At 50.0% G+C, this 23,140-nt stretch carries 20 protein-coding genes and 1 pseudogene; 1 reads left to right on the top strand and 20 read right to left on the bottom strand.

What is annotated here, in order from left to right:
* From WC592_03360 to WC592_03340, 5 genes are all read right to left on the bottom strand, one after another.
* Positions 1–1,002: hypothetical protein (locus WC592_03360; GenBank protein MFA4981489.1), on the bottom strand; the 1,002-nt coding region annotated here is incomplete at its 3' end.
* A 12-nt stretch (positions 1,003–1,014) separates the two neighbouring features.
* Entirely contained in the window at positions 1,015–2,463 is a 1,449-nt protein-coding gene (locus WC592_03355; protein ID MFA4981488.1) for a secretin N-terminal domain-containing protein, read from the bottom strand.
* A 335-nt stretch (positions 2,464–2,798) separates the two neighbouring features.
* Positions 2,799–3,494: a hypothetical protein gene (locus WC592_03350; protein MFA4981487.1), complete on the bottom strand. Its 696-nt coding sequence runs from the start codon at positions 3,492–3,494 to the stop codon at positions 2,799–2,801.
* Between the two features lie 31 nt (positions 3,495–3,525).
* On the bottom strand, positions 3,526–4,389 hold the full coding sequence (locus WC592_03345; GenBank protein MFA4981486.1) for an AAA family ATPase: 864 nt from the start codon (positions 4,387–4,389) through the stop codon (positions 3,526–3,528).
* On the bottom strand, positions 4,386–4,631 hold the full coding sequence (locus WC592_03340; GenBank protein MFA4981485.1) for a MerR family transcriptional regulator: 246 nt from the start codon (positions 4,629–4,631) through the stop codon (positions 4,386–4,388). Before WC592_03340 ends, WC592_03345 begins: the two co-directional genes overlap by 4 nt.
* Before the next feature lie 196 nt (positions 4,632–4,827).
* Here WC592_03340 and WC592_03335 point away from each other — a divergent pair, with 196 nt between their 5' ends.
* A complete protein-coding gene (locus WC592_03335; GenBank protein MFA4981484.1) occupies positions 4,828–5,298 on the top strand; it encodes a hypothetical protein in 471 nt (156 codons plus the stop codon).
* Positions 5,299–5,322: 24 nt separating this feature from the next.
* Here the strand turns inward: WC592_03335 and WC592_03330 are convergent, their stop codons facing one another.
* From WC592_03330 to WC592_03260, 15 genes and pseudogenes are all read right to left on the bottom strand, one after another.
* Entirely contained in the window at positions 5,323–5,724 is a 402-nt protein-coding gene (locus WC592_03330; GenBank protein MFA4981483.1) for a hypothetical protein, read from the bottom strand.
* Positions 5,725–5,742: 18 nt separating this feature from the next.
* Positions 5,743–5,961 (bottom strand): annotated as a pseudogene (locus WC592_03325) (hypothetical protein).
* 433 nt (positions 5,962–6,394) lie between these two features.
* Positions 6,395–6,760, bottom strand: coding sequence for a hypothetical protein (locus WC592_03320; GenBank protein MFA4981482.1), 366 nt, complete (start codon positions 6,758–6,760; stop codon positions 6,395–6,397).
* Between the two features lie 12 nt (positions 6,761–6,772).
* The gene (locus tag WC592_03315) at positions 6,773–8,431 is read right to left on the bottom strand and encodes a GH3 auxin-responsive promoter family protein (GenBank protein MFA4981481.1); all 1,659 of its coding nucleotides are present in this window, start codon (positions 8,429–8,431) and stop codon (positions 6,773–6,775) included.
* A 29-nt stretch (positions 8,432–8,460) separates the two neighbouring features.
* Positions 8,461–9,591 (bottom strand): sugar ABC transporter permease, encoded by a 1,131-nt coding sequence (locus WC592_03310; GenBank protein MFA4981480.1) that lies wholly within the window; start codon positions 9,589–9,591, stop codon positions 8,461–8,463.
* A 3-nt stretch (positions 9,592–9,594) separates the two neighbouring features.
* Complete coding sequence (locus tag WC592_03305) at positions 9,595–11,109, bottom strand: ATP-binding cassette domain-containing protein (protein ID MFA4981479.1); 1,515 nt, start codon at positions 11,107–11,109, stop codon at positions 9,595–9,597.
* 26 nt (positions 11,110–11,135) lie between these two features.
* Positions 11,136–12,164 (bottom strand): substrate-binding domain-containing protein, encoded by a 1,029-nt coding sequence (locus WC592_03300; protein ID MFA4981478.1) that lies wholly within the window; start codon positions 12,162–12,164, stop codon positions 11,136–11,138.
* A gap of 42 nt (positions 12,165–12,206) precedes the next feature.
* Positions 12,207–13,814 (bottom strand): carbohydrate porin, encoded by a 1,608-nt coding sequence (locus WC592_03295; GenBank protein ID MFA4981477.1) that lies wholly within the window; start codon positions 13,812–13,814, stop codon positions 12,207–12,209.
* A gap of 9 nt (positions 13,815–13,823) precedes the next feature.
* A complete protein-coding gene (locus tag WC592_03290; GenBank protein MFA4981476.1) occupies positions 13,824–14,654 on the bottom strand; it encodes a cache domain-containing protein in 831 nt (276 codons plus the stop codon).
* A gap of 34 nt (positions 14,655–14,688) precedes the next feature.
* Entirely contained in the window at positions 14,689–14,892 is a 204-nt protein-coding gene (locus WC592_03285) for a hypothetical protein (protein MFA4981475.1), read from the bottom strand.
* Positions 14,889–18,104, bottom strand: a complete 3,216-nt coding sequence (locus WC592_03280) for an efflux RND transporter permease subunit (GenBank protein MFA4981474.1) — start codon at positions 18,102–18,104, stop codon at positions 14,889–14,891. Before WC592_03280 ends, WC592_03285 begins: the two co-directional genes overlap by 4 nt.
* A gap of 2 nt (positions 18,105–18,106) precedes the next feature.
* Positions 18,107–19,393 carry an efflux RND transporter periplasmic adaptor subunit gene (locus tag WC592_03275; GenBank protein MFA4981473.1) on the bottom strand — a complete coding sequence of 429 codons (1,287 nt, stop codon included), beginning with the start codon at positions 19,391–19,393 and terminating at the stop codon, positions 18,107–18,109.
* The gene (locus tag WC592_03270; protein MFA4981472.1) at positions 19,380–20,672 is read right to left on the bottom strand and encodes a TolC family protein; all 1,293 of its coding nucleotides are present in this window, start codon (positions 20,670–20,672) and stop codon (positions 19,380–19,382) included. Before WC592_03270 ends, WC592_03275 begins: the two co-directional genes overlap by 14 nt.
* A 72-nt stretch (positions 20,673–20,744) precedes the next feature.
* Positions 20,745–22,241, bottom strand: a complete 1,497-nt coding sequence (locus WC592_03265; protein MFA4981471.1) for a potassium/proton antiporter — start codon at positions 22,239–22,241, stop codon at positions 20,745–20,747.
* A complete protein-coding gene (locus tag WC592_03260) occupies positions 22,226–23,140 on the bottom strand; it encodes a cation diffusion facilitator family transporter (GenBank protein MFA4981470.1) in 915 nt (304 codons plus the stop codon). The genes WC592_03265 and WC592_03260 overlap by 16 nt, the downstream gene beginning before the upstream one ends.

Raw genomic sequence — 23,140 nt, 5'->3', positions numbered from 1 at the left:
TTTTTCCTTCGCGGCGAGCTTCGCATCGGAGGCGGCGAGTTTCGCTTCAAAGTCTTTGACGGTTTGAGATTGCTTCGCTTCGCTCGCGATGACGGTATCGCGGAGTTTTCCCTCGGAGGCTTTCAGCTTCTCTTCGGCGTCCTTCAGCTTCCCTGTCATCGCGAGGAGGCCGGAGGCCGACGAAGCGATCTCTGTTTCCTTCGCGGCAAGTTTCGCCTCGGACGCGGAGAGTTTCGCTTCAAAGTCTTTGACGGTTTGAGATTGCTTCGCTTCGCTCGCAATGACGGTATCGCGGAGTTTCCCCTCGACGGCTTTCAGCTTCTCTTCGGCGTCCTTCAGCTTCCCTGTCATCGCGAGGAGGCCGGAGGCCGACGAAGCGATCTCTTTTTCCTTCGCGGCGAGCTTCGCTTCGGAGGCGGCGAGTTTCGCTTCAAAGTCTTTGACGGCTTGAGATTGCTTCGCTTCGCTCGCAATGACGGTATCGCGGAGTTTTCCCTCGGAGGCTTTCAGTTTCTCCGTCATCGCGAGGAGGCCGGAGGCCGACGAAGCGATCTCTTTTTCCTTCGCGGCGAGCTTCGCATCGGAGGCGGCGAGTTTCGCTTCAAAGTCTTTGACGGTTTGAGATTGCTTCGCTTCGCTCGCGATGACGGTATCGCGGAGTTTTCCCTCGGAGGTTTTCAGTTTCTCTTCGGAGGCTTTCAGCTTCGCCTCGGACGCGGAGAGTCTCGCTTCAAAATCTTTGACGGTTTGGGATTGCTTCGCTTCGCTCGCACCGACGGTATCGCGGAGTTTTCCCTCGGAGGTTTTCAGTTTCTCTTCGGAGGCTTTCAGCTTCGCAATAATGTCTTTGAGCGCGCGAATGTCCGCATCCTTCTTTTTTAGTTCGACGGCGGAAGCGGATTCCCCGCCGGGGCCGGCAGCCGCGACAAAGCCGGGAGTCGCGAGGCCGTAAGCCAGGAACACAAAAACAATAATTAAAAGGACGCGCAGTCGTTTTATCATATTATATTCCTCTCACTTCCTCACCCCTTTAATCTCCTTCGGCATGTCGGACTCCATCAGGAACGGCTTGTCTCCTCCTACGATCCGGGGAGTCAGGAAAATTATCGTCTCTGTCCTTATAATCTCATCGCTGACCTTTTCGAATGCCTTTTTAATAATTGGAATATCGCCAAGAAGCGGGACCTTATTAACCGTCTTGGTTTTGTTATCCTTAATCAGTCCGGCTATAAGTACCGTAACTCCGTCTTTTATCGTTACCGTTGTGGCGGCGTTCGCGCTCTTCACGACCGGCACCGCTCCGGCCGACTGCGCCTCTCCGCCGTACCATGTCGATATGGAGCTGACTTCGGGCTTAATAAGGAGACAGATAAAACCGTCCTTGTTGATCGAGGGGGTAACATTAAGCGTAACGCCGACATCGACCCACTGGTAGGTCTTTGACGACGTCGTCGTCCCGCCGGACGCGGTCGTCGTCGTCTCTTCCTGATACGGCTGTTTTTCAATCACCTTAATTGACGCCTCCTTACCCTCCTGGACGGTAAGGTGGGGGTTTGACAATATTTTTGTCTCGGTGACCGTACCCAGCATCTCGATCACGGCGTTTATGTTAGCTCCTTTAAGCGTCGCGAACGACAGCTTGCTGTAGGTCTCCGTCAAAGCAAGCGGCAGGCTGATCTCGGGAGTGAGCGTATAACGCGCCCCGTTGCAGGCAAGCTTGAACGCGCGCTCCCAATCGACGCCCCACTGGAACTTATCGCCCAGGGTAACCTCCACGATCTTCGCCTCTATGAAGACCTCCCTCGTCTTCCTGTCAAAAGCCTTCACCACCGTCCGCACCGAATCGATCTTATACGGCAGGTCGGTAACGACCAGGGTATTGGTCCTCATGTCCGTGCGCATCATGCCTATATCCGTCGTAAGGATCTTCGAGACCTCACCCTTAATGTCGTCGACCTTGGCGTACTGAAGCTCGAAGACCTTCGTCTGGGTAGGCATTATCCTTGTAATCGTCGGCATTTCCTGCTGTTTGATTACATCCTGCATCTCTTTTATCTTTTCGGGAGTATCGATCAGGACGATCGTGCCGGTCGATTCGTCGTACACTATCTTGCCGATCTCGCTTTTGATATTGCCGAGCATCGTCGCCACGTTTTTTACGGAAGCGTATCTCAACTGATATGTGAACGTCTGGCGTTTGTCGTAAAATTCCACGCCATACATCGATTTATATTCCTCATTCGCCATTATCTTTATTACATTGCCCCTTATTTCATAGGCGAACTTGTTCATCGACAGGACGATCTCGAGCGCGTCGCCTATCGTAACGTCGTTTATCAGCAGGTTGACCGGCCCCGTAACAAGTTTACTCGCCACTATGTTGAGGTCGCCTTCGATCGCGATGAATTTGAGGAAACTGACCATATCCATGTCGCGTATATCGAGGGATATCTTGGTCTTCATTCCGGGAAATCCGCATTCCGCGATCGATTCGCGCTGGACTGAATAATCCAACTGCGCGAAAGCCAGGGGACAGAGTGCAGGGGACAGGGTACAGAATAGGGAAATGATAAGGATGGATAAGGATAGATAAGGATAGATAAGCCCCCGCTTCCCCGTCCCTAACCCATTAACCCGCTCACCCACTAACCCCCTCACCCGCAAACCCACAAACCCACTCACCCACTCACCCCCTCACCCGCTCACCCACTAACCCGCTCACCCACTAACCCCCTCACCCGCAAACCCCCTCACCCACAAACCCCCTCACCCGCTAACCCGCTTACCCGCTAACTCGCTCATTGCAATTCCATCTCCTCGTCGCCGGAACCTATGATGACCTTTCGCTTCAATATCGTCCTGACCTCTATTCCTGTAGAGCCTATGGCCTGTTCTTCGCCCAGGAAATAGACCTTGTCTTCTTTTTCATTCTTTATTATCGCCTTGGGGACTTTCCCCCAGGAGATCCCTTTCAATTTGATATCCTTGGCGGCGTCATTCAGCCTGGAAACCTGGGAGGCCAGATTAACAGGGCCTTTATCTGCCGTTTTCGCCGAAAAGAACATGCTCTTCTTTTTTACCTGGTCTATATAGTAACTTACGGGCTTAAGGGCCTCTATCTTGCGCGGTTCGCGCGAATCCTGGATCTCGGCATCGGAAAGCGCCTTCGTTATCTTCGCGATGTCCGGACCGCCGAATAAAATACAGTATATCTCCGCGAGAGCCATGAGAGCGGCGACGCCGACAAGCGCCTTATTGACCGTGCCTATCTGTATTTCATGGATATGGCCGGCCAGGGCCGGCATCCTCATCCTATACCGCAGCTCTTTTAAAAATCTCCCAACTGTCACGCCGGCAAAGAACCGCCTTACAGTCCCCGCGTCTCCCGGCCGCTTCTCCTCCGCGGCGCTTTCCGGTTTAAGAACAGGGGCATTCTTCTGGTCCTGTATGACCTTGAAAAGCCTCTCCTCCGGTGAAACATTATCTGGTGTCATGTATTATGTATCATGCGTCATGTGCGAGGTATCATGATACCTGATACCTGACACCTGACACAGCCTTCACTTCTTTCTCAATTAATTCCTGGATAATCCCCTTATCGACCATCTCTTTTTTATGCATCACCAGGTATTCCAGCGCGTCGTGGCATATCATCGCGATCTTGCGCGGATAACCCTGCGTGTAATTATATATGGCGCTTATCGCGCTGTCGCTGAATAGAGGATAGCGCGAAATATATCCGGCATGCGCGAGGCGGAAACGTATCAATTCCGCGACCTCATCCTCATCCAGAGGATTCAAGACATACTTCAGCGCGATCCTGTCCCAGAGATTCCTGATCCGGCTTACGCGCGGCAAAAGCTCTATCTGTCCCATAATAATAAGCTGGAGAGTTTTATATTCATTGGTCTCGTAGTTAAGGAGCGACCGCAATATCTCGAGACACGGGTCGATCAGCTTCTGCGATTCGTCTATCAGGAGGACTACGGTCTTATTTTTTTCGAGGCACGTTTCGAAGAGATACTTCTCGATCGCCTTCATGTAGTCCAACACGGTGGCTTCTTCACCGGCATTGGGAATGTTCGGCGCGATATGGAACCTTTCGATGAGGTCGGCAAGGAATTGTTTTTCGGATTCGTAAACCGGGTTCAATATCATCGCCATCTCCAGGTTTGGCTCGGAGGCGAGAAGCTGGGATAATTTTCTGGACAGGGTCGTCTTTCCCGTGCCGACATCCCCCAGGATAAGACTCAAGCCCCGTTTCAATTCGATGGCAATGCGCAGGCGGTATAGCGCGGATGTGTGTTCTTTCGATTGGTAAAAAAATTCCGGGTCCGGACTTGTGGAAAACGGCTCCCTCTCCAATCCCAGAATCTTATAATAGCTCATAGAAGCCGCGGCTCCTTATTTTCGAGGAGCGTCTTGCGTATCAGCCTCAACGGATAGCCGAGCTCTTTCATCTTAGCTATCTGCCGCAGCCTCTCCGCCGCATAGGCCTCGTCGAACATCCTGGCGTTGCCGCTCTTAGTAACTACATCCAATAGGCCGAAGTTCGTATAATGGTTCAACGTCTGATACGTCACATTATACTTTTTCATCAGGTCTTTAGCGGATATGAGGCGTGCTTCCATAATCTGCCGGGTTTTCTCTGGTTATATGGAAAATATCGCAACTATTATAATTATGGTAACAACTATATATCTAATATAAAGTGTATCATATTAATATATATTTGGCAAGCGTATATAACATTAATATAACATTAAAGACTGGAAGCGCGGAAGAAAAGATGGTATAATTTTGTCCTGAAAGGAAGAGAGGTGAAATGTGAAAAAATTTACCGTATTAAAGTGGATACGCGGATCGCTGGTTGCCGTCATCCTGGCATGCCCTGTCTCGGACATAGCCCAGGCGAAAGGCATTACTTACGCCGACGATGATTCGTGGCCGATACTGTCCGGAAAGTCCCTGGATCTGAAATCCCAGACAAAACCGGAAGACCAATTTGCCAACGCGCAAAAAATCGCTTATATAAGAGGCCTGTATGAAGCTCTTATGGCGCAGGAGATGTCGGAAAACCAGAGGAGCAAATTGCTGGCAAAGCTGCCGAAGTATGAGCCTGAAAACCTTGTGCAGGAACTGGATGAATTTTTCAGCGACTACAATAACAGCGACATTCCCGCGATCAACGCGCTTATAATAATTAACGAAAGGGACCGCGGCGCGGCAAAAGAACGGATAAAGAAACTGACCGAGGCGGCAAAAGACGCGAACCTGAATATCGACCGCCTCTTCTGACCCGCGCCCGTCTCTCTTCAGCCCTCACCTGTTATAAGTCGGGGCTATATCGATCGCGTTCGTAACGGTGATGCTTACAGCCCTGGGGAGACTGACAGATTTGTCCTTGCGATATTTAACCGTAACATGGTCAAATTGGCTTAATTCGTTGAATCCCGCCGGCTGGCTGGCTTTCATTATTTTTATATCCCGCGGCACAGAAAGAGTAATCTCGTCATATTTTATATAGGGATCATACTGCAGCCACCTTACCGTGATAACCCCTCCCACCCAATCTATCGAGCTTATCTGTCCTTCTATGGTAACCGTATTCCGGTCTTCATCCGTATCCGCGCCGGGGGCAGCCGCATATTGGCATTCGCCGCCCGGAACCATGACAAGACCGCATAACAACGCTAATGTAAAAATAAAAAATGATTTAAGCAATTTGGCCTCGTAAAAAAATCAGCGTTTCCGGTCCGGGCTCGCCCCGCGCCCTCCTTTGGGACCCGGAGGATTCTCCCAGTTCGTTCCCTTGCCGCCTCTCGGACCTGGAGGATTATTATCTCTATCAATCTGCTGTCTCCTGTCAGGTCCTGCCCCGGAACCGCCCTGTGGACCCGGAGGATTCTCCCAATTCGTTCCCGGGCCGCCCCGCGGACCAGGAGGATTATTGTCTCTATCCGAACGGGCCTTTCGCCACTGGTCAACCTCAACCTGATCCACTACCCCATCCCCATTTGTATCGGCTTTCCGCTCCCACGATTCACTGACAACCGCTTTTTCTTCCAACCCACTGTCTACTACACCGACCGGGGACACAGTCACAGCTGTTTGAGTACCGCCCGCTGTCGCAGGAGCGCCGCCGCGCTGCCTCTGATCAGGACCGGCTCCCGGCCCACCTTTGGGGCCCGGAGGATTTTCCCAATTCGTTCCAGGGCCGCCCCGCGGACCGGGCGGATTATTATCTCTATCGCGACCTTGGCCTTGCGCATAAGAATCCGCGTAAACCAATAAAGCAAAAGCAATAACAAATATGACGCACTTTTTCATCACAGCCCTCCCTGTTTTTCCTATAAGTATAACGATTTTATTTAAAAAGTCAAATTCCGGATATTTATATGCTGTTATCAGATCTTCGACCGGATGCCTCCAATGCCTTCTTCAGGGTTTCGATATCATCCTTCATCCCGGCCTGTTCTTTCTCCAGATTTTCCACACGCGTCTTCATCTCTTTAATATTGCGCGCCGAGTAATCTTCCGGGCTCTCTATCATTAGCTGGGCGCCTTTCCTGTAAATTTGAGTTCCCTCTGGAACGACCATGTTAAGGCCGCCTATTTTTTTAATTTCCATACCCGGCCTTATCGTGGTCTTGGTAGTGGATCCCCCGGATTTTTCATCATATTTTTTTTCTATATTATCCTGGGCACACACCGTTGCGGCCGCAAGAAATAAAACAAAAACCGTTAAATAGCGCCGCATTTGAAAGTCTCCTTATTCCGCTTTTATCTCTTCTTCAATAATAAAATTCTTCTGGAAGTTGACGTCGGCGACCAGTTCCGGCATCTTGAATTGTCCGTCGTGCCGGCCTTCTTTTATCTTCCGCGCGCGGTACTTCTCAAATTCGCCCCTCTTAACCACCTTCAGCGCCGGATATCCCAATAGCTGCTGTTCCCTAATGTCCTTATATTCAGAATTCTCTTTACATAATTCCTCCTCTATGGACTTTAACAGCGCCTTTTTTTCCTTATGCGGGTAGTCGCGGTTAAATTCCATGAGGAATATATACCTCGGGGGATCATCCATCTGGACCGATGAAGAGAAGAACCCTATAGAAAGTTTGTGCTTATTCGCCGCCCTGTTTATACTTTCATTTATATGGCACTCATAGATCTTCTCGCCTGTAAGAGATAGAGCGTTCTTGCCTTTCTGGACAAAAGCGACCATCGGGGTCTTATTGTAGAATCCGGTAACGGTAATCACGTCGTCGGTATCATAACGGTACAGTCCGCTCGGCGTCGTTACTACGACGACGTATTGAGCGCCCTTTTCAAGCTCGTCGCACAATAAAGTCTTCTTATTGGCCTTACACATCTCTTCCCTGGGTATGAACTCATAAAAATTGGAATCAACGGACATGACGCTCCCCTCATCCGAATCGCTCATCGGCACGGAACTGCGCGCCTCCGTCGAAAGATATCCGAAATCCCTGAAAGGCACATCCCCAAGGTATCGCGGCAATTCCCTTAAATATAATTTTACCGTTCCTCCTTTCCAACACTCCACAAGTTCCAGGTTAGGCCAGAAATATTTCGGCAGGAGGTCTCCTTCTTTTTTAAGTATGGCCTTAAGCTCATCAGCTCTTCTTGGGTTCGGTCTCAACCGCTTTTCTATCGAAGCGCGTATATCGGCGGGGATATCCAGGGTCTTTTTCAGCGTCCCATTTTTTATATCCTCTATAATATCGCCCTGCACCTTCGGTATCCTTTCGCACAACAGGACTATCGTGCTCGGGTTCAGGGTAGCTATAGTGGTAACGTTTTGTTCCATGGCTATCCTCAATATCGCGTAATACCTGGCGTCGTAATCGTTGATGTAAAACAACTGATAGGGCAGTACATAAAGACTTCTTACGGGCGCGGGAAGATTATTATAGGCGTGGCCGTCTTCCGGTCCGTACGGTATATGGCCTTCGGTAAAATTCTTCACCTCCGGGCTTATTATCGAGAGTATCTTTCCCTCAAGCAGGCGCGGATGGTCCCTGTTGATATAATAGGCCCACAGCTTCATCAACTCCGATTTCTTATTCCGCGAATAGTCCGTAACGGGAATAAGCTTGGGCTGTCCTGTCGTACCGCTCGTTATCCCGAAGAATACCACTTTGTCGGAGGTCAGTATGTTCGATTCGCCTTTGGCCATCCTGTCGATAAGCGGACGAATCGACTCATAGGTTATAATAGGGACTGTAGCCCGATATTGCCGAACGGACCCTATATTAGCAAAACCGTATTTCCTGCCGTACTCCGTATCTTTGTTCCGGGCAAGATATTCTAATAGTACCCGCTCCTGGGCATACCCCGGATCCTTCGTCGATCGTTCAAAAGCCCGGGCCTTCGGGGCCAGAAAGCTTAAGGCTATATTTATAAGGTTCAAACTCCCTCCCCCCGTACTTATATATTTCTTTATCCCTGTTTCTGTCTCGTGGCGATATCGACCCAAACGGCTAAAAGAAGGATCATGCCTTTGATTATATACTGGTATGTAATATTGGTGTCCATGAGGCTCATGCCGTTGTCGAGGCTCGCCATGATGAGCGCGCCTACGACAGACCCGAAGATCGTGCCTTCGCCGCCCATGAGCGATGTGCCGCCGATAACTGCCGCGGCGATGACGTCGAGTTCCATGCCCTGCCCCGCGGAAGTCGTAGCCGCGTTGAGCCTCGAGGCCAGGACCAGCCCTGACATAGCGGTAATGCCGCCGAAGACCGCGAAGAGCATCATGATCTGTTTCTTAATATTGACTCCGGACAGCGACGCGGCGTCCGGGTTGCCGCCGATGGCGTAGAGCTGCCTGCCGAAGACCGTCTGCCGCGCGATGAAGTTGAAGACTACCGCTAGGATCACCATGAGAAGGACCGCATACGGGATACCCCTGTTATGGACCATTATGGCGAGAAATCCGGCGGCTACCAGGATCATCAGCGCCGTCTTTGCGATATCGATTAGTAAAGGTGTTACCTTAAACCCATACTGCGCGCGCAGCATCCTTTTATAATAATGGGCGAAGAGATACCATGCCGCCGCAAAGACGCCTATTATTACGCTCAAGTGCGGCGGGACATAACTCTGGCCTATCGACCTGAATGCGTCTGAAAGCGGCGCTATCGTCGCGCCGCCGGTAATGCCAAGGACCGCGCCGCGGAATATCATCATGCTGGCGAGCGTGACGATGAACGACGGCACCATGCGGTAAGCGACCCAGAAACCGTGCCAGACGCCGACGAGGAGCCCGGCCGCCATTGCCGCAGTCATGGCAAGCGGTGTCGGCCACCCCGTCTTGACCTGTAAAAACGCGGCGATCGCCCCCACGAAGGCGGCCACCGAACCGACGGAAAGGTCGATATTGCGCGTCACTATTATGAGCGTCATGCCGATGGTTATGATTGCTACAGCGACAGTCTGGACAAAAAGGTTCGACAGGTTCCTCGGAGAGACGAATACGCCCTCGGTCAGCACTGTAAATATCAGCCATATCGCGACAAGCGCTATGAGCATCGTATATTTGCGGAAGTGCTGCAGCATGTCTTTCTTCATATCTTATTTACCTCCCGTAGCGTGATACATTATCTTCTCCTGGGTAGCTTCCGCTATCTTAAGTTCGCCCGTGAACCGGCCTTCATGCATGACGAGCACGCGGTCGCAGATGCCCAGTATCTCGTTCATTTCGGACGATATGACGATAACTCCAACGCCGTGGTCCACAAGCTCGTTTATGATATTATATATCTCCACCTTCGCGCCGACGTCTATGCCGCGTGTCGGCTCATCCAGTATAAGGACCTTTGGTTTTGTCATAAGCCATTTCGCCAACACGACCTTCTGCTGGTTGCCTCCGCTCAATGCCTCTGTCTGCTGTTCGACCGACGGCGCTTTTATATGTAATTCTTTGGAATATTTTTCCGCCGATTTCACTTCTTCATTCTCGTTGACAACGGTATTTTTAGCGATTGCATGGAGGCTCGCAAGCGAGATGTTCGTCTTTATGTCTTCGGCGAGCACGAGGCCGTAGCGCTTCCTGTCTTCGGAGGCGAGGCTCATACCGGCGGCGATGGCTTCGCCCGCGTCGCGGGGCGATATCTCTTTCCCTTCCAGGAAAAGCTCACCCGACACATGACGGCCCCAGAAATGGAAGAGGCTCATCGCGAACTCCGTGCGGCCGGCTCCTACAAGACCTGCCATCCCGAGGATCTCGCCCTTATATAGTTTGAAGTTCACATCCGCTATCGTCTTATTTATATCGGGGTCGTAGACCGTCCAATTCTTCACCTCTAAGAGGACACCGTCCGGCGTATGCGGTTTCCGCGGGTATACATTGGTAAGCTCTCTTCCGACCATCAGGGCAATGAGTTTATTTTCGTCAAGTTCGGCCTTGTCGCGCGTAGCTATAGTCTTGCCGTCGCGGAGAATCGTAATGCGGTCGGCGATATCGAACACTTCTTTCAAGCGGTGCGAAATATATATGCACGTAACGCCTTCGCTCTTCAGTTTCTTCAGGATATTGAGAAGCTTTTCCGCTTCCCCTCCCGAAAGCGCGGCAGTCGGTTCGTCCAGGACCAGGATCTTCGCCTCTTTCGACAGCGCCTTCGCTATCGCGACGAGCTGCTGCTCTCCAACGCCCAGATACGAAACAGGGCTTACAGGGCTCACTTTCAGGCCGACATGCTCAAGATAATCCTGCGCCTTTTTTACCGATTCATCCCAGTTTATCACGCCTCTGGAAGCGATCTCGTTGCCGAGATATATGTTCTCGACTATGGAGAGCTGTTTTACAAGCGCCAATTCCTGGTAGATTATCGCCACACTCGCGCGCTCGCTGTCCTTTATCGACTTGAAACGTATCTCGCGCCCGTCAATAAGTATGTTTCCAGAATATTCGCCCGCGGGATATACGCCGCTTAAGACTTTCATAAGCGTCGATTTCCCTGCCCCGTTCTCGCCCACGAGGGCGTGGATCTCACCGCGCCTTACACTGAACGTAACGTCATCCAGGGCGCGCACGCCTGGAAATTCCTTGGAGATACCCCTCATCTCGAGTATATTGTCGTCGGGCATACTTTATACCCTCTCTTCTTTGAAACCTATTTTTTATAGACCTTATCTTTCGAGATATAACCGCTATTTATCAGGACTTCGTCTATATTGGCTTTATCGACTACGACCGGCGTCAAGAGTATAGAAGGCACGTCCATCTTCTTATTATTAACGACCGAGTTCGTTTCGGGCTTTTCCCCTCTTACCATCTTTATAGCCGTCTCGATCGCAACGCGCGCCTGTTCCCGCGTATTTTTGAACACCGTCATCGCCTGCGTTCCCGCCATGATGCGCTGGGCGGCCGTATCCTCGGCGTCCTGACCGGTAACGGGGACCTTGCCGGCCAGTCCCACCTGCGCGAGCGCCTGTATTACGCCTCCGGCCGTGTTGTCATTAGGAGCCAGCACCGCGTCTATCTTGTTATTATTTGCGGTCAGCGCGTTCTGCACGAGGTTCATGGCCACCGTCGGCTGCCAATCCGTCACCCACTGGTCCATCACTATCTTGACGTCTCCCTTATCGACCAGGGGCTTTATAGCTTCCATAGCGCCTTCCCTGTATAATTTGGCGTTATTATCCGTAGGAGCGCCGGCCAGGACGATGTAATTGCCCTTAGGGACGAGCCTGGTCAGGTATTCACCCATCAGTTTTCCTACGGCAAAATTATCGAATGATACATACAGGTCTACATTATTCGTCCCCATAACAAGCCTGTCATACGATATGACCTTTATGCCTGCCGCGTGCGCATTATCGGCTATAGCGCCCGCGCTCGTAGCGTCATGCGGGGCCAGGATGAGGATATCTATGCCCTGGGCAAGAAGGTTCTCGCACTGGGACATCTGCCTGGCGGCGTCATTGTCGCAAACCTGCATCTTTATATCTACGCCGTCGGCCTTCGCGACCGCGCGCATCTCTTCGGCGTCGCGGACCCACCGCTCGTCGCGCTGAGTCGGAAGCGATACGCCTATGCGCATCTTCTTTCCTGCCGCGGCAAAGGCCTCTGCCGGGACGATAAGCGAAATCATGACTGCAAGGACCGCCGCTCCGCAAAAAAATCTTGTCATCTTCATCATAATGCCCTCCGTTTTACATATTCTATACGACTCCGCGATATATTACCACCAGTTTTCGCACTGGATACCGTAGTTCCACCCTTCTGTCTGGGTTTCATAACCGGGGCCGCCGACTTGACCCCTAAAATCGTCGCCCCATGTCGCATATGTGGCGAATATCCTGAATTCGGGACGGCTGTTCCATATAGGGGCCGGCGCCACACGCAGAGCGCCTGTGACCTTATAGAGGCAGGTGTCATAACCATTCAACGGATTATTGATATAATCTACGCCCGGCTCAAATTCCAGCCCGAAATGTTTATTGAACATGTATATCGGCCTGGCGCCCAGGCTTATCCACGTCTCCCGGCATTTGGTATCTCTTCCGCTGTCGGTATACTGATAAACGCCGTCAATCTGCACGCACAGCTTATCCGTGATCTGGCGATTGAACATTTCGGTTATGCGCACGCGCCACGATTTGCGGTCATCGTCCGTCATGGGCATGTTGCCGCCTGCGGACAATGAGGTGTTCGCGCCGCAGCCGTACTGAAGACCCAACTGGTTGTTATTGAGCTCTCCCGGAATATAGTGCATGAACCCGACGTTTATTCCCGCCATGTCCGGATATTTGACGTTCGGGGTCAGATCGGTAGTATTGCCGCCTTTTATGTAACCGCCGTTCACCCAGAATGTTCCTACGCCGCCCGGGACCTCGAAGTCATGGAACATGATATGGATATTGTTCTTGGCAAGCCGGCCGCGGCTCGTCGAAAGCGAGACGTCGTTCGGCGAGTAACCGATGTAGGCGATGTTGAGCTTAGCCGCATTATTAAATAAGTCGATATCGCTGAAACCGCCGCCATATCCGCTCATATCGGACCACCAGAAATCGATTATGTCGAGTTCAGGCAGACGGTAAAACCGCTCGCCAGCCCATACCTTGATATCAGGGTGGCCCGGTATTATATTGCCCATCTCGCCGAACATTTCCGCCGGGTATACGCGGTCGTTGATCGGATCCCAGGTAACATTGTTCTGGTTGGTCTGGTATGCCATGCGAAGCTGTGTCTTTACCGTTATGCCTTCCGGATCCGGGTTCCAGTTATTATTTACAAGAATGCTCTCTATGTATGTCTCCTGCTCGTTACCGAGGCGGAATTTCGCCGGCGCGCCCGGCGCCTGGAACGCCTGCATCATGCCGCCCTTGCCGTTCACACCGTAACCGCTCCTGAAGTAGCCGTGGAATTCCAGACCTTTGGTAAAGTAGTTCGGTATGTAATCGGGAACCTTTTGGAGTATCGCCGTCGCATCCAGAGCCGACTGCTTGCTGTACTGCTCGAGCACCGAGATCTCGGTCTTCTTCGATATCTTCGCGATCTCGCTGGTCGGACATGCGACTTCGGAAACGGCGCCCGCGGTCATAGTCGGTTGAGACGGCGGCTGGAAATTGATCCTATCTTCTAGCGTAGCGACGCGCTTCTGCAGCTCGGCGTTCGCATCCTTCATCATGGCAAATTGCCTCTTCATAGTGTCCATTTCGGCCCTTAATACGATCACATCGGCCGCGGTATCGGCATAGACAATATCTGCCATACCGCCGGCAGCCAGACAGATCACAGTCACGATACCGGATAAAGCAAGGCTTTGCGTACGGCTATTCATCTTCATCCCTCCGTTTTATTTTTCGATCTCCATCACAATGATACGCCATTCATTACCGTATAGTCCAACAGTGTCCCATATCGCGTTTTTCTTGACGACTGCCTTATCCTCAAATCCTTTGGAATAGAAATCGTAGGAACCAGTCCCGTTCTTCTCCGAAACGACATTTTTCGAAAAAGTTATCAGGCTATGGAACGGTTTGAACATATCGTCTGTAAATACATTCCTGTTTATCTGGTTGGGGTCAGAATCATACAATATCAAGCCATCCGGCTGCATGACCCACACCTTGCATGGCATGTCTTTCACTATCTTTTCCAATATATTATTTAAAAATGCGGCGTATTTTATAATTAGACTCACTGACCCGCGATACCGGCCCTTATCTGAAAATATGGGATATTCTAATGCGACCGAATACACGCCTTCGACTGCATTAAAAGAATCGCTCATGACAGGTCTTTTTGTTTCACGCACAGCCATGATGTGCTGCTCGCTACTGATGTCTCTGCCTTCATAAGACCTGTATTCCGGAGGCTGAACCGTGATCAGGATCCCGGATTCATCGACTATCCCGCAATCGACAATAGACGACCTTCCTATCATAAGTTCCTTCAATATTCTCCGCGCGTCCCTCCCGCTCAAGTCCGCCGTAGACAGCCTTTCGGCGGCGCTCTCCAGCTCTCTGTCCAGTATCCTGAACCACTCATTTATCCTCGACTTTGTCTTCTCCAGCATAGGCTTCATAGCATCGGCGGTTACACCGGTTTGCGCTTCACAGGCGCCGGTCAAAAAAAATACCGTCATGGCGACGGTAAGGGTGATAAGCGCTGTTATCTTTTTCATAATCTCTCCTTTTTTTCTTAAGATTACCAAAAGATCAGGTTTGTTTTATATATATTAGACAGCAGAAATGATAGATCTTGCCCTGGTATTCATATGTTATATTGCTTTTTGGGTCGATCTTATCCCCCGTTACGGGACAAACCTTATTCGCTACATCGACAACCTGTTCTTTAGCAGGGCAGCTATTTGAGCAAAATAAAAAACATATCACGAACAGCATCATGCCGAGCCTCTTCATACGCTTCCATCTCTTTCGATTGAGGATAGACGCTTTATTTCCGAATTATATTTCCATATTGTGTAAATAGCCGGCAGGACGATTAATGTGAGAACCGTGGATGACGTAAGGCCGCCGATCAGCGGCGCTGCTATTCTTTTCATTACATCGGCTCCCGTACCCACACTTAGCATCACAGGCATTAGACCGAATATATTCGCTCCTACGGTCATAAGCTTGGGCCTGAGCCTTTGGACCGCGCCTTCCATGACAGCATCGTATAAATCCGGGAGGCTCCTCATCCTGCCTTCCCGCTTACGACGGTTATAGGCTTCATCAAGATAGACTATCATTATAGAGCCTGTTTCAGCCGCGACTCCCGCCAGAGCAATCAATCCTACCCATACCGCTATACTCATATTATATTTCAGCAAGAATAGATACCAGATGCCGCCGATCAACGCGAATGGCACGGACATCATGACGATCATCGTTTCGGTAACAGATTTAAAGGTAAAGTAGTATAGAATAAAGATTATAAAAATCGTGAGAGGAATGAATATTTTGAGCCGATCCCTGATCCTCTGCATGTATTCATATTGGCCCGACCATGTTAGGGCATACCCTGTCGGCATTTTTATCTTCTCCCTTACGATCCGTTTGGCATTATTAACGTATCTTCCCACATCGCGTCCGGTCATATCCACATACACATACCCGGAAAGAAGTCCGTTCTCGTCCCTGATCATGGCAGGGCCTTCGGTCAATTTTATATCGGCAAGATCAGTTAATGGTATCTGCGCTCCGCCTATAGTAGGCACGGTGATCCTTTTAAGTTTGTCGATATCATCGCGCCATTCTCTCATATAGCGGACATTGACCGGGTATCTCTCCCTGCCTTCTATGGTTGTGGTTATATTCTCTCCGCCTATAGCCGACATTATGACCATCTCAACATCATCGACAGTCAATCCATAACGAGCTATCGCCTCGCGTTTCAGGTCAAAATCGACGAAATATCCGCCGCTCACCCGTTCGGCGTAGACACTACGCGTGCCCGGGATGTCTTTTAATACTCGTTCTATATCCATGCCTATTTTCTCGATCTCTTTCAGGTCCGAGCCGTAGATCTTGATTCCGACGGGAGTGCGAACGCCCGTGGTCAGCATGTCGGTCCTCGCTTTGATCGGCATCGTCCAGGCGTTCGTAACGCCGGGTAATTTCATCCTGCTGTCCATTTCATCGATAAGTTTTTCCCACGTCATTCCTTTGCGCCAATGCTTCCTGTCCTTTAATACAACGGTCGTCTCCATCATTGAGAATGGGGCCGGATCCGTAGACGAAGCGGCCCGGCCGGCCTTGCCGAACACGCTTTCAACCTCGGGAAATGATTTAAGTATCCTGTCCTGAACTTGCAATAATTTCGCCGCTTCGGTAACAGACAACCCGGGCAGCGTCGTAGGCATATAAAGAATAGAGCCCTCGTTTAACGGCGGCATGAATTCCGACCCCATCATCATGAATGCCGGGATCGTTATCAGCATTGCAATAACAGCCGCGATGCATACAGCGATCCTGTTCTTTATGGCCCAAAGCGCTATAGGATGATAAAGCCTGATCAGACATTTGCTTATCGGGTGATTGTCTTCCGAGACGATCTTGCCGCCGATAAAAAAGTTTGTGATGGCGCATAACCATACCGGTTTAAAATTGTGTTTTTTACCTCCAACGAATATCATAATAAGCGCCGGGGTCAGGGTTATGGCAAGAAGGGCCGCGAAGAAAATGGAGAAGTTCTTAGTAAAGGCAAGGGGCTTGAAAAGTCTGCCTTCCTGCGCTTCCAAGGTAAAAACCGGCATAAAGGCTATCGCCATGACAATGAGAGAGGCAAATATGGGGGGGCCAACTTCTTTCATGGCTCCTATCATGATGTCCTCCCTTTTCCCATGGCGAAGGCCTTTTGACCACTCATCCAAGCGCTTATGGACATTTTCCACAAACACGATAGACGCGTCAACCATGTCGCCTATGGCCACAACGATACCACCCAATGACATGATATTTGAAGTAAGCTTCATCCAGCTCATCGGTATGAACGCTATGGCTACGGCTATCGGGAGGCCTATAATAGGTATAAGTGCCGAACGAAAATGGAGCAAAAAGAAGATAAGCATGACGCTTACGATTATCAATTCCTGGATCAGATTATCTTTAACCGTAGCTATCGAAGCGCGTATCAAATCGGATCTGTCATAAGTGGTTACGATCTTAACGCCTTTCGGCAAGCCCGGCTCCACCTCCTTTAATTTAGCTTTAACCTTCTTTATGACCTCTAAGGCGTTTTCCTTATGCCGCATAACGACCACGCCGCCAACGATTTCACCTGTGCCGTTCAGTTCAGCTACGCCTCTGCGTATATCGGGCCCCAGAGAGACGTTTGCGACCTGTTTTATCGTTACAGGCACGCCGTCCAGGCCGAGGCCCACATATATATCTTCTATGTCCTTAACAGATTTTATGTAGCCCCGCCCTCTTATCATATATTCGGCCCCGCTGAATTCAATCAGCCGGCCGCCTACATCATTATTGCTTTTGCGGACATTCTCGACTACTTGTGTTATGGGGATATTGTAGGCCAGTAAAGCGTTGGGATTGATATTGATCTGGTATTGTTTGACAAATCCGCCTACCGTAGCGACCTCGGCGACGCCCGGCACAGCCTGTAAATAATAACGCAGGTACCAGTCCTGGAAGCTTCTTAGGTCAGCCAGAGAATGTTGGCCGGTTTCATCGACCAGGGCATACTGGAAAACCCAACCCACGCCCGTTGCGTCCGGACCCAGCTCCACCTTCACGCCTTCCGGGAGTCGTGGGGTGATCTTGCTTAAATACTCAAGAGTTCTTGAACGCGCCCAATAGATATCTGTGCCGTCTTCAAAAATAATATACACATAAGAAAATCCGAAATCGGAAAATCCGCGCACATCCTTTACTTTAGGAGCTCCGAGCATGGCTGTCACAATCGGGTATGTGACCTGATCTTCCACGATGTCCGGGGAGCGGTCCCATTGGGAATAAATAATTACCTGTGTATCTGAAAGGTCCGGTATAGCGTCAAGCGGTACATGCATCATAGAGTAGACGCCGGCAAGGCTAATCATGCCCACCAGCAAGAATACTATAAACTTATTCTTAGCGCAGAACTCTATGATCTTTTCGACTAGAATAGACATCGCTATTGGCCGTGTTGATGTTCAGAGTTTACCGGTATTTGCAGGCGCGACTCCGAATCCACCAGGAAATTTCCGCTTGTTACAACAATGTCGCCTTCGCCGAGGCCGCCCAGGACTTCATAATTACCTTCCGCCTTATTCCCTAATTCCACTTCCCTCGATTCTAATGTATTATTTTCTTTGGATAGATAAACTATCTTTCGTAATCCTGTATTCAAAACGGCTGATTCCGGAACCGCCAGTTTTTCTCCGAGATCAACCTTAATCTTCGCGTTTATAAACATTTCCGGCTTTAGCTTACTATCCGGATTCGCGACCTCTGCCCTAACCTGATTTGTTCTTGTAATGGGATCAAGCACGGGATTTATAGACACTACTTTGCCTGAGAAGATTTCACCCGGATACGCGACCGATTCTATCTCCACCGCATCCCCCGGATGGACAAGCCCTATTTCATATTCATATATCGATACATAAGCCCATACGCCCTCTCCCCGGCCGGGAAGATATAGATTTGTCTGGGCTTTTTTAGTTTTATTGATTTCGCTAATCTGGTCATCGCTCATCCCTAAAAGTTTTAACTTATTACGCGCGGCATCAGTCATAGACTTCGCTCTTTCGATAATGTCGGCAAGAGGAGAATCTTTCACATTCTCTTCATTCTTGATCGCCTGGATAAATTCTTCCTGAGTAATAACAAGCTCCGGGTCGTAGGCAACCTTCCCCGAAGCGCGGATCACCTTTGTAAGAGCTTTTCTCGCTACAGGCTCTGTCTTTACGCCTATTAATTGCTGTTTTTCCGCGCTTATCGTAACTGTCGGCCCGGCGAGCCTGGAATGATCTTCTACAACCGGTTGTTTAGATATTTCTACCACTTTACCGCTCGCGGTAGATATAACTTCACCGCAAATGGGGCAGATTATCCTTTCACCCGGCCTTAAACCCGTCGTCACATTCATCGGGCAATTATTCATTGTGCATTTATGCTCTATGCAGACTTCCTCCAGCGTCTTTTCCTCAGCCGGCGCAGGTCCTGCCATCTTATGGCCCTCATGCTCATCAACTGCCGTCTTCTTCTCCGGGGCCGCATCCTTCTTCACGAGTTTCATATTACATATAGGGCAGTCACCGGGCTTATCAGATGTGTAGGCCGGGTGCATCGGACAGTAATATGTCGCTTCCCCCTGGTCGGCGGCCTTATTTTGACCGCAACCTGAAATTATAGATAATGATGCAGCCGCTAAAACTAAACATACAGCCATTACAAATATGTATTTATTTCTTCGCATTTTTTACCTCTTTTGGTTTCTCCGAATCCGCGCTGGCGCCTATCGCTCTTTCAAGATCCGCAACCGCTATCCTAAGGTCAAGGATAGCGTTGTAATGTTTTAGCTTAAAATCTACGAGCATCCTTCTTGAGTCTAATAGCGTTAGAAAATCGGTTTTATCAGATTCATACCCCTTTATCGAAGCATTGAGCATTTCCTCCGCCTGCGGCAAAAAGGCGGTCTCATAAAGTTCTACAAGTTTTTTATTCGCCTCTACTCTTGCATAAGCGTCACGCACATCAAAAAGGACGGCCTTCTCTTTCGCCGCGTACTCGGCTTTTAGCATTTCGAGTTCTGACTTCATCTCCTTCACGCCAAAGGCCTGTTTTTGAAAAAACCACAAAGGGACCGTCACGCCCAGCATCCCGGCCCAAGCGTCTCCTACAGCCTTATCGCCCTGTACCATCTGCTTATATTTAAGGGTAAAATCAGGCATGAATTCGTTAAGGGACAGGTCGTACGCGGTCTTCCCTCGTTCGATGCCATAGCGATACGCTTTAAGCTCAGGATTATTCTGTTCAGCCAGGGAATAACATTCTTCCAATTTGCTTTCAAATTTAATAGCTTCTTCGGGCGCGGGGACGCCAAGTTCTTCTCCGGGATCTCTGTTAAGGAGTATGTTCAGTCTCGCCTGCGCCGTAACGCGCTTTTGTTCCAGCATAATAAGTTCTGTGTCGACCGTAGCGAGCTCAACCTGTGCCTTAAGAGCATCCCCCTGAGTTCCCAGCCCCTTTGAATACCGCGCCGTAGCGCTCTGCGAAAGCTGCTCCAGGATGCCTTTATTTTCCTTATTTATATCAATTGCCCTGTAAATATAGAAAAGTTCGGCATACGCGCTTTTTGTGCGGGCGATTATTTCTTTTTCCTTCGTTTTATAACTTTCATAGGACATCCTGGCGATCTTCGAAGCTATTTTGGCGCGCAGATAGAGCTTTGTAGGAAACGGGATATCCTGGGATATGGCATAGGTTTTCATAGGATCGCCCGTCAGCATCCTATCTGCGGTCATTTTGTCATACTCAAGTTCAACCATAGGATCATTCAAGCTTGCCGCCTGCCAGATCCGCGCGGATGCCGCTTCGTAGGACCGTTTTGCGGATAAAATTTCCGGGTTGGATATCAACGCTTCATTTATGACGTTATTTAAGGAGAGCGGCTCTTCTGCGTTAGCGGTGTTTTGCGCGGGGTTAAAAACAGCTAAAAAAAAGATAAGGGCATATACAGCGCAGCGTCTTTGCATATTAACCTTTATTAGCATAATATCATAATACATTATATCATGAAACGGTCATACGGCAAATATTATGCCGCGTCATCCGGCCTCATAAGCGTCCTTCTTTTTAAGCTTCGCCAGCGTTTGCTGAAGAGTCGAAAAATCAGCCGCGTTCGCGAGTGTCAATAAGACATCGCCTCCTTCTATAACAACGGATCCTGATGGTATGATAAATTTATCCTCCCTGGAAATGAGCATAATAAGGCATTTCTCCGGGATCTTCAGGTCTTTTATCCTCCTGCCGGCCGCCATCGAATCGTACGGGACAATGGCTTCTATCAATTCCGCGGCGATGGCCTCTGTCTTTTCGAACTCGATCGGGTATTGCCTCCTGTAAGCCATAGGAACGTCCAGCTTCAATATCCTTGAAACAGCCGGTATGGACGTGCCTTGTATGAAGACCGACGCTATGACGACAAAAAATACGACATTGAAGATCGTATCTGCCTGCGGAATGCCCGCCACAAAAGGGAATGTCGCCAGGATGATAGGAACGGACCCTCTCAAGCCGACCCATGCGACCATAGCTTTTTTCCATACACCGATTTTAAACGGTAATAAGCACAAAAAGACGCTGGCCGGACGGGCCACCACCATAAGAAGAGCGGTAAGTAAAAGCCCCGGCCCTATTAACGGGACAAGGTGTGAAGGAAAGACGAGCATCCCCAGAGTCACGAACATGACTATCTGCATAAGCCAGGCCAGGCCGTCATGGAATTTCATAACCATTCTTTTATTCGGAAACTCCGAGCGCCCCAGCATAAGGCCCATTATATATACCGCAAGGAAGCCGTTGCCTTTCAGGAAGACAGCGGTCACGTACGTCATGAGCACGAACGATATCATTATTACCGGATAGAGCCCTTCGTATTCCAGTTTAAGGCCTTTGATGAAAAATACGATGAACCTCGCCATTAGATAACCGGTAAGCGCGCCCATGCCCATATCCTGTATAAAACCGGGGATCAAAGCGGCAAAGTCCGTGCTTTGCGCTTTAAGCATGCTTATGATACTGACTGTCAAAAAAACAGCCATCGGATCGTTACTGCCGGATTCGAATTCAAGCAGCGGTTTTAAAGGGCTTCTCAGGCTTATACGCTTGGACCTCAGGATGCTGAAGACGGCGGCGGCATCGGTCGAGGAGACGATGGCGCCGAGCAGCATACCTTCCAGGAGAGGAAATTTAAGGATACGGACGGCGAAATAACCCGTTATGAGAGCGGTGATCAGCACTCCGGCCGTCGAAAGGACGATCCCCGGCCAGATGACCGGTTTAGCCTCGCTCCACTTTGTATCAAGGCCTCCGGAGAAAATAATAAAGATCAGGGCAACTATACCGATCGATTTTGCCAGTTGCGCGTTATCGAAATAGATGCCGCCTATTCCTTCCGATCCGGCGAACATCCCTATTATCAGGAAGAGCAAAAGAGCGGGAACGGCAAATTTATCGGAAAGCTTGCTGGCGACGACGCTCACGAATATCAGCGCCGCGACCCATAACAATATGCCTTCAATCGGTATTATAAATATGGGCAAGGTTTTTTGTCCTGTATCAGGCCGCAATCCTTCGCGCACGGCACCATTATAACGGTCACTTCGCTGTCGGGGACTCCCCCCGCGATATCCTTCTCGATCTTTGATACGATCTCATACGCGTTGGAAAAAGCCATATCCTTAGGCATGATCAATTTTACCTCTATGAACTTCTTATGCCCCGCTGTACGCGTCTTCAAGCCCTTAAAATTACAGTATTCATCCGCGTGCTGGGCCAGCCTCACGACGGTCTCCATCTTTCCCGGCTCCTCTATCGAGATATCCAGCAGATTTACAAACGCCTGCTTTGTGAGTTTGATTGAAGGCAGCGAGATCGCGAGGCTCACAAGTATAGTAACGGTAGGATCGATGTACGGCTCTATAGCTGTGTATGGGCTCGATTTAAGCAGTATGGTCACTATAAAAGCGCACCCGATCGCCGTAGATATAAACCCTTCCAGTGTATAGTGCACCGCTTCCGCTTTGACCGCCGGGGATAGGCTCTTGCGGGCCAGCTGGAATAAAAAGAAAGCCCCGACGAAATTAAGCGACAGGCTTAGCGCACTCGAAGCGAAGCCTATCCATGGAAAGGTGACGTGGCTCGGCCGGAAGAACGTGGCAAATGCCTGGAAGGACATAATTATGGCTATCCCCATAAGGACTATGCCCTCCATAGCCTCGCATACATGCTCCACTTTTCCGTAACCGTAATTATGTAACAGGTCGGCGGGCCTTACCGACAGCTTTAGCGAATTATAAAGTATAATGGATACGGTAAGCCCGACTACGGTTATCGCGAAATCCGTAGCGATGGCCAGCGACCGGACGACGATCAATGCCCCGAGCTTAAAAATAAACAGCACGACGTTGAACCAGAGGCTGATGCTCGCGGCCTTCATCAT

The sequence above is a fragment of the Candidatus Omnitrophota bacterium genome (assembly GCA_041648975.1).
Lineage (GTDB): Bacteria > Omnitrophota > Gorgyraeia > 2-01-FULL-45-10 > 2-01-FULL-45-10 > JAQUSE01.
This window is presented reverse-complemented; position numbering and strand designations above follow the sequence as displayed.

What these genes read in the sequence shown, in the direction of transcription:
- WC592_03305 (MFA4981479.1), bottom strand. Translation starts at nt 11,109, where the DNA reads ATGCCCGACGACAATATACTCGAGATGAGGGGTATCTCCAAGGAATTT.
- WC592_03270 (MFA4981472.1), bottom strand. Translation starts at nt 20,672, where the DNA reads ATGCAAAGACGCTGCGCTGTATATGCCCTTATCTTTTTTTTAGCTGTT.
- WC592_03345 (MFA4981486.1), bottom strand. Translation starts at nt 4,389, where the DNA reads ATGAGCTATTATAAGATTCTGGGATTGGAGAGGGAGCCGTTTTCCACA.
- WC592_03320 (MFA4981482.1), bottom strand. Translation starts at nt 6,760, where the DNA reads ATGCGGCGCTATTTAACGGTTTTTGTTTTATTTCTTGCGGCCGCAACG.
- WC592_03285 (MFA4981475.1), bottom strand. Translation starts at nt 14,892, where the DNA reads ATGAAGAGGCTCGGCATGATGCTGTTCGTGATATGTTTTTTATTTTGC.
- WC592_03350 (MFA4981487.1), bottom strand. Translation starts at nt 3,494, where the DNA reads ATGACACCAGATAATGTTTCACCGGAGGAGAGGCTTTTCAAGGTCATA.
- WC592_03280 (MFA4981474.1), bottom strand. Translation starts at nt 18,104, where the DNA reads ATGTCTATTCTAGTCGAAAAGATCATAGAGTTCTGCGCTAAGAATAAG.
- WC592_03310 (MFA4981480.1), bottom strand. Translation starts at nt 9,591, where the DNA reads ATGAAGAAAGACATGCTGCAGCACTTCCGCAAATATACGATGCTCATA.
- WC592_03340 (MFA4981485.1), bottom strand. Translation starts at nt 4,631, where the DNA reads ATGGAAGCACGCCTCATATCCGCTAAAGACCTGATGAAAAAGTATAAT.
- WC592_03290 (MFA4981476.1), bottom strand. Translation starts at nt 14,654, where the DNA reads ATGAAAAAGATAACAGCGCTTATCACCCTTACCGTCGCCATGACGGTA.
- WC592_03355 (MFA4981488.1), bottom strand. Translation starts at nt 2,463, where the DNA reads ATGAAGACCAAGATATCCCTCGATATACGCGACATGGATATGGTCAGT.
- WC592_03300 (MFA4981478.1), bottom strand. Translation starts at nt 12,164, where the DNA reads ATGATGAAGATGACAAGATTTTTTTGCGGAGCGGCGGTCCTTGCAGTC.
- WC592_03295 (MFA4981477.1), bottom strand. Translation starts at nt 13,814, where the DNA reads ATGAAGATGAATAGCCGTACGCAAAGCCTTGCTTTATCCGGTATCGTG.
- WC592_03275 (MFA4981473.1), bottom strand. Translation starts at nt 19,393, where the DNA reads ATGCGAAGAAATAAATACATATTTGTAATGGCTGTATGTTTAGTTTTA.
- WC592_03260 (MFA4981470.1), bottom strand. Translation starts at nt 23,140, where the DNA reads ATGATGAAGGCCGCGAGCATCAGCCTCTGGTTCAACGTCGTGCTGTTT.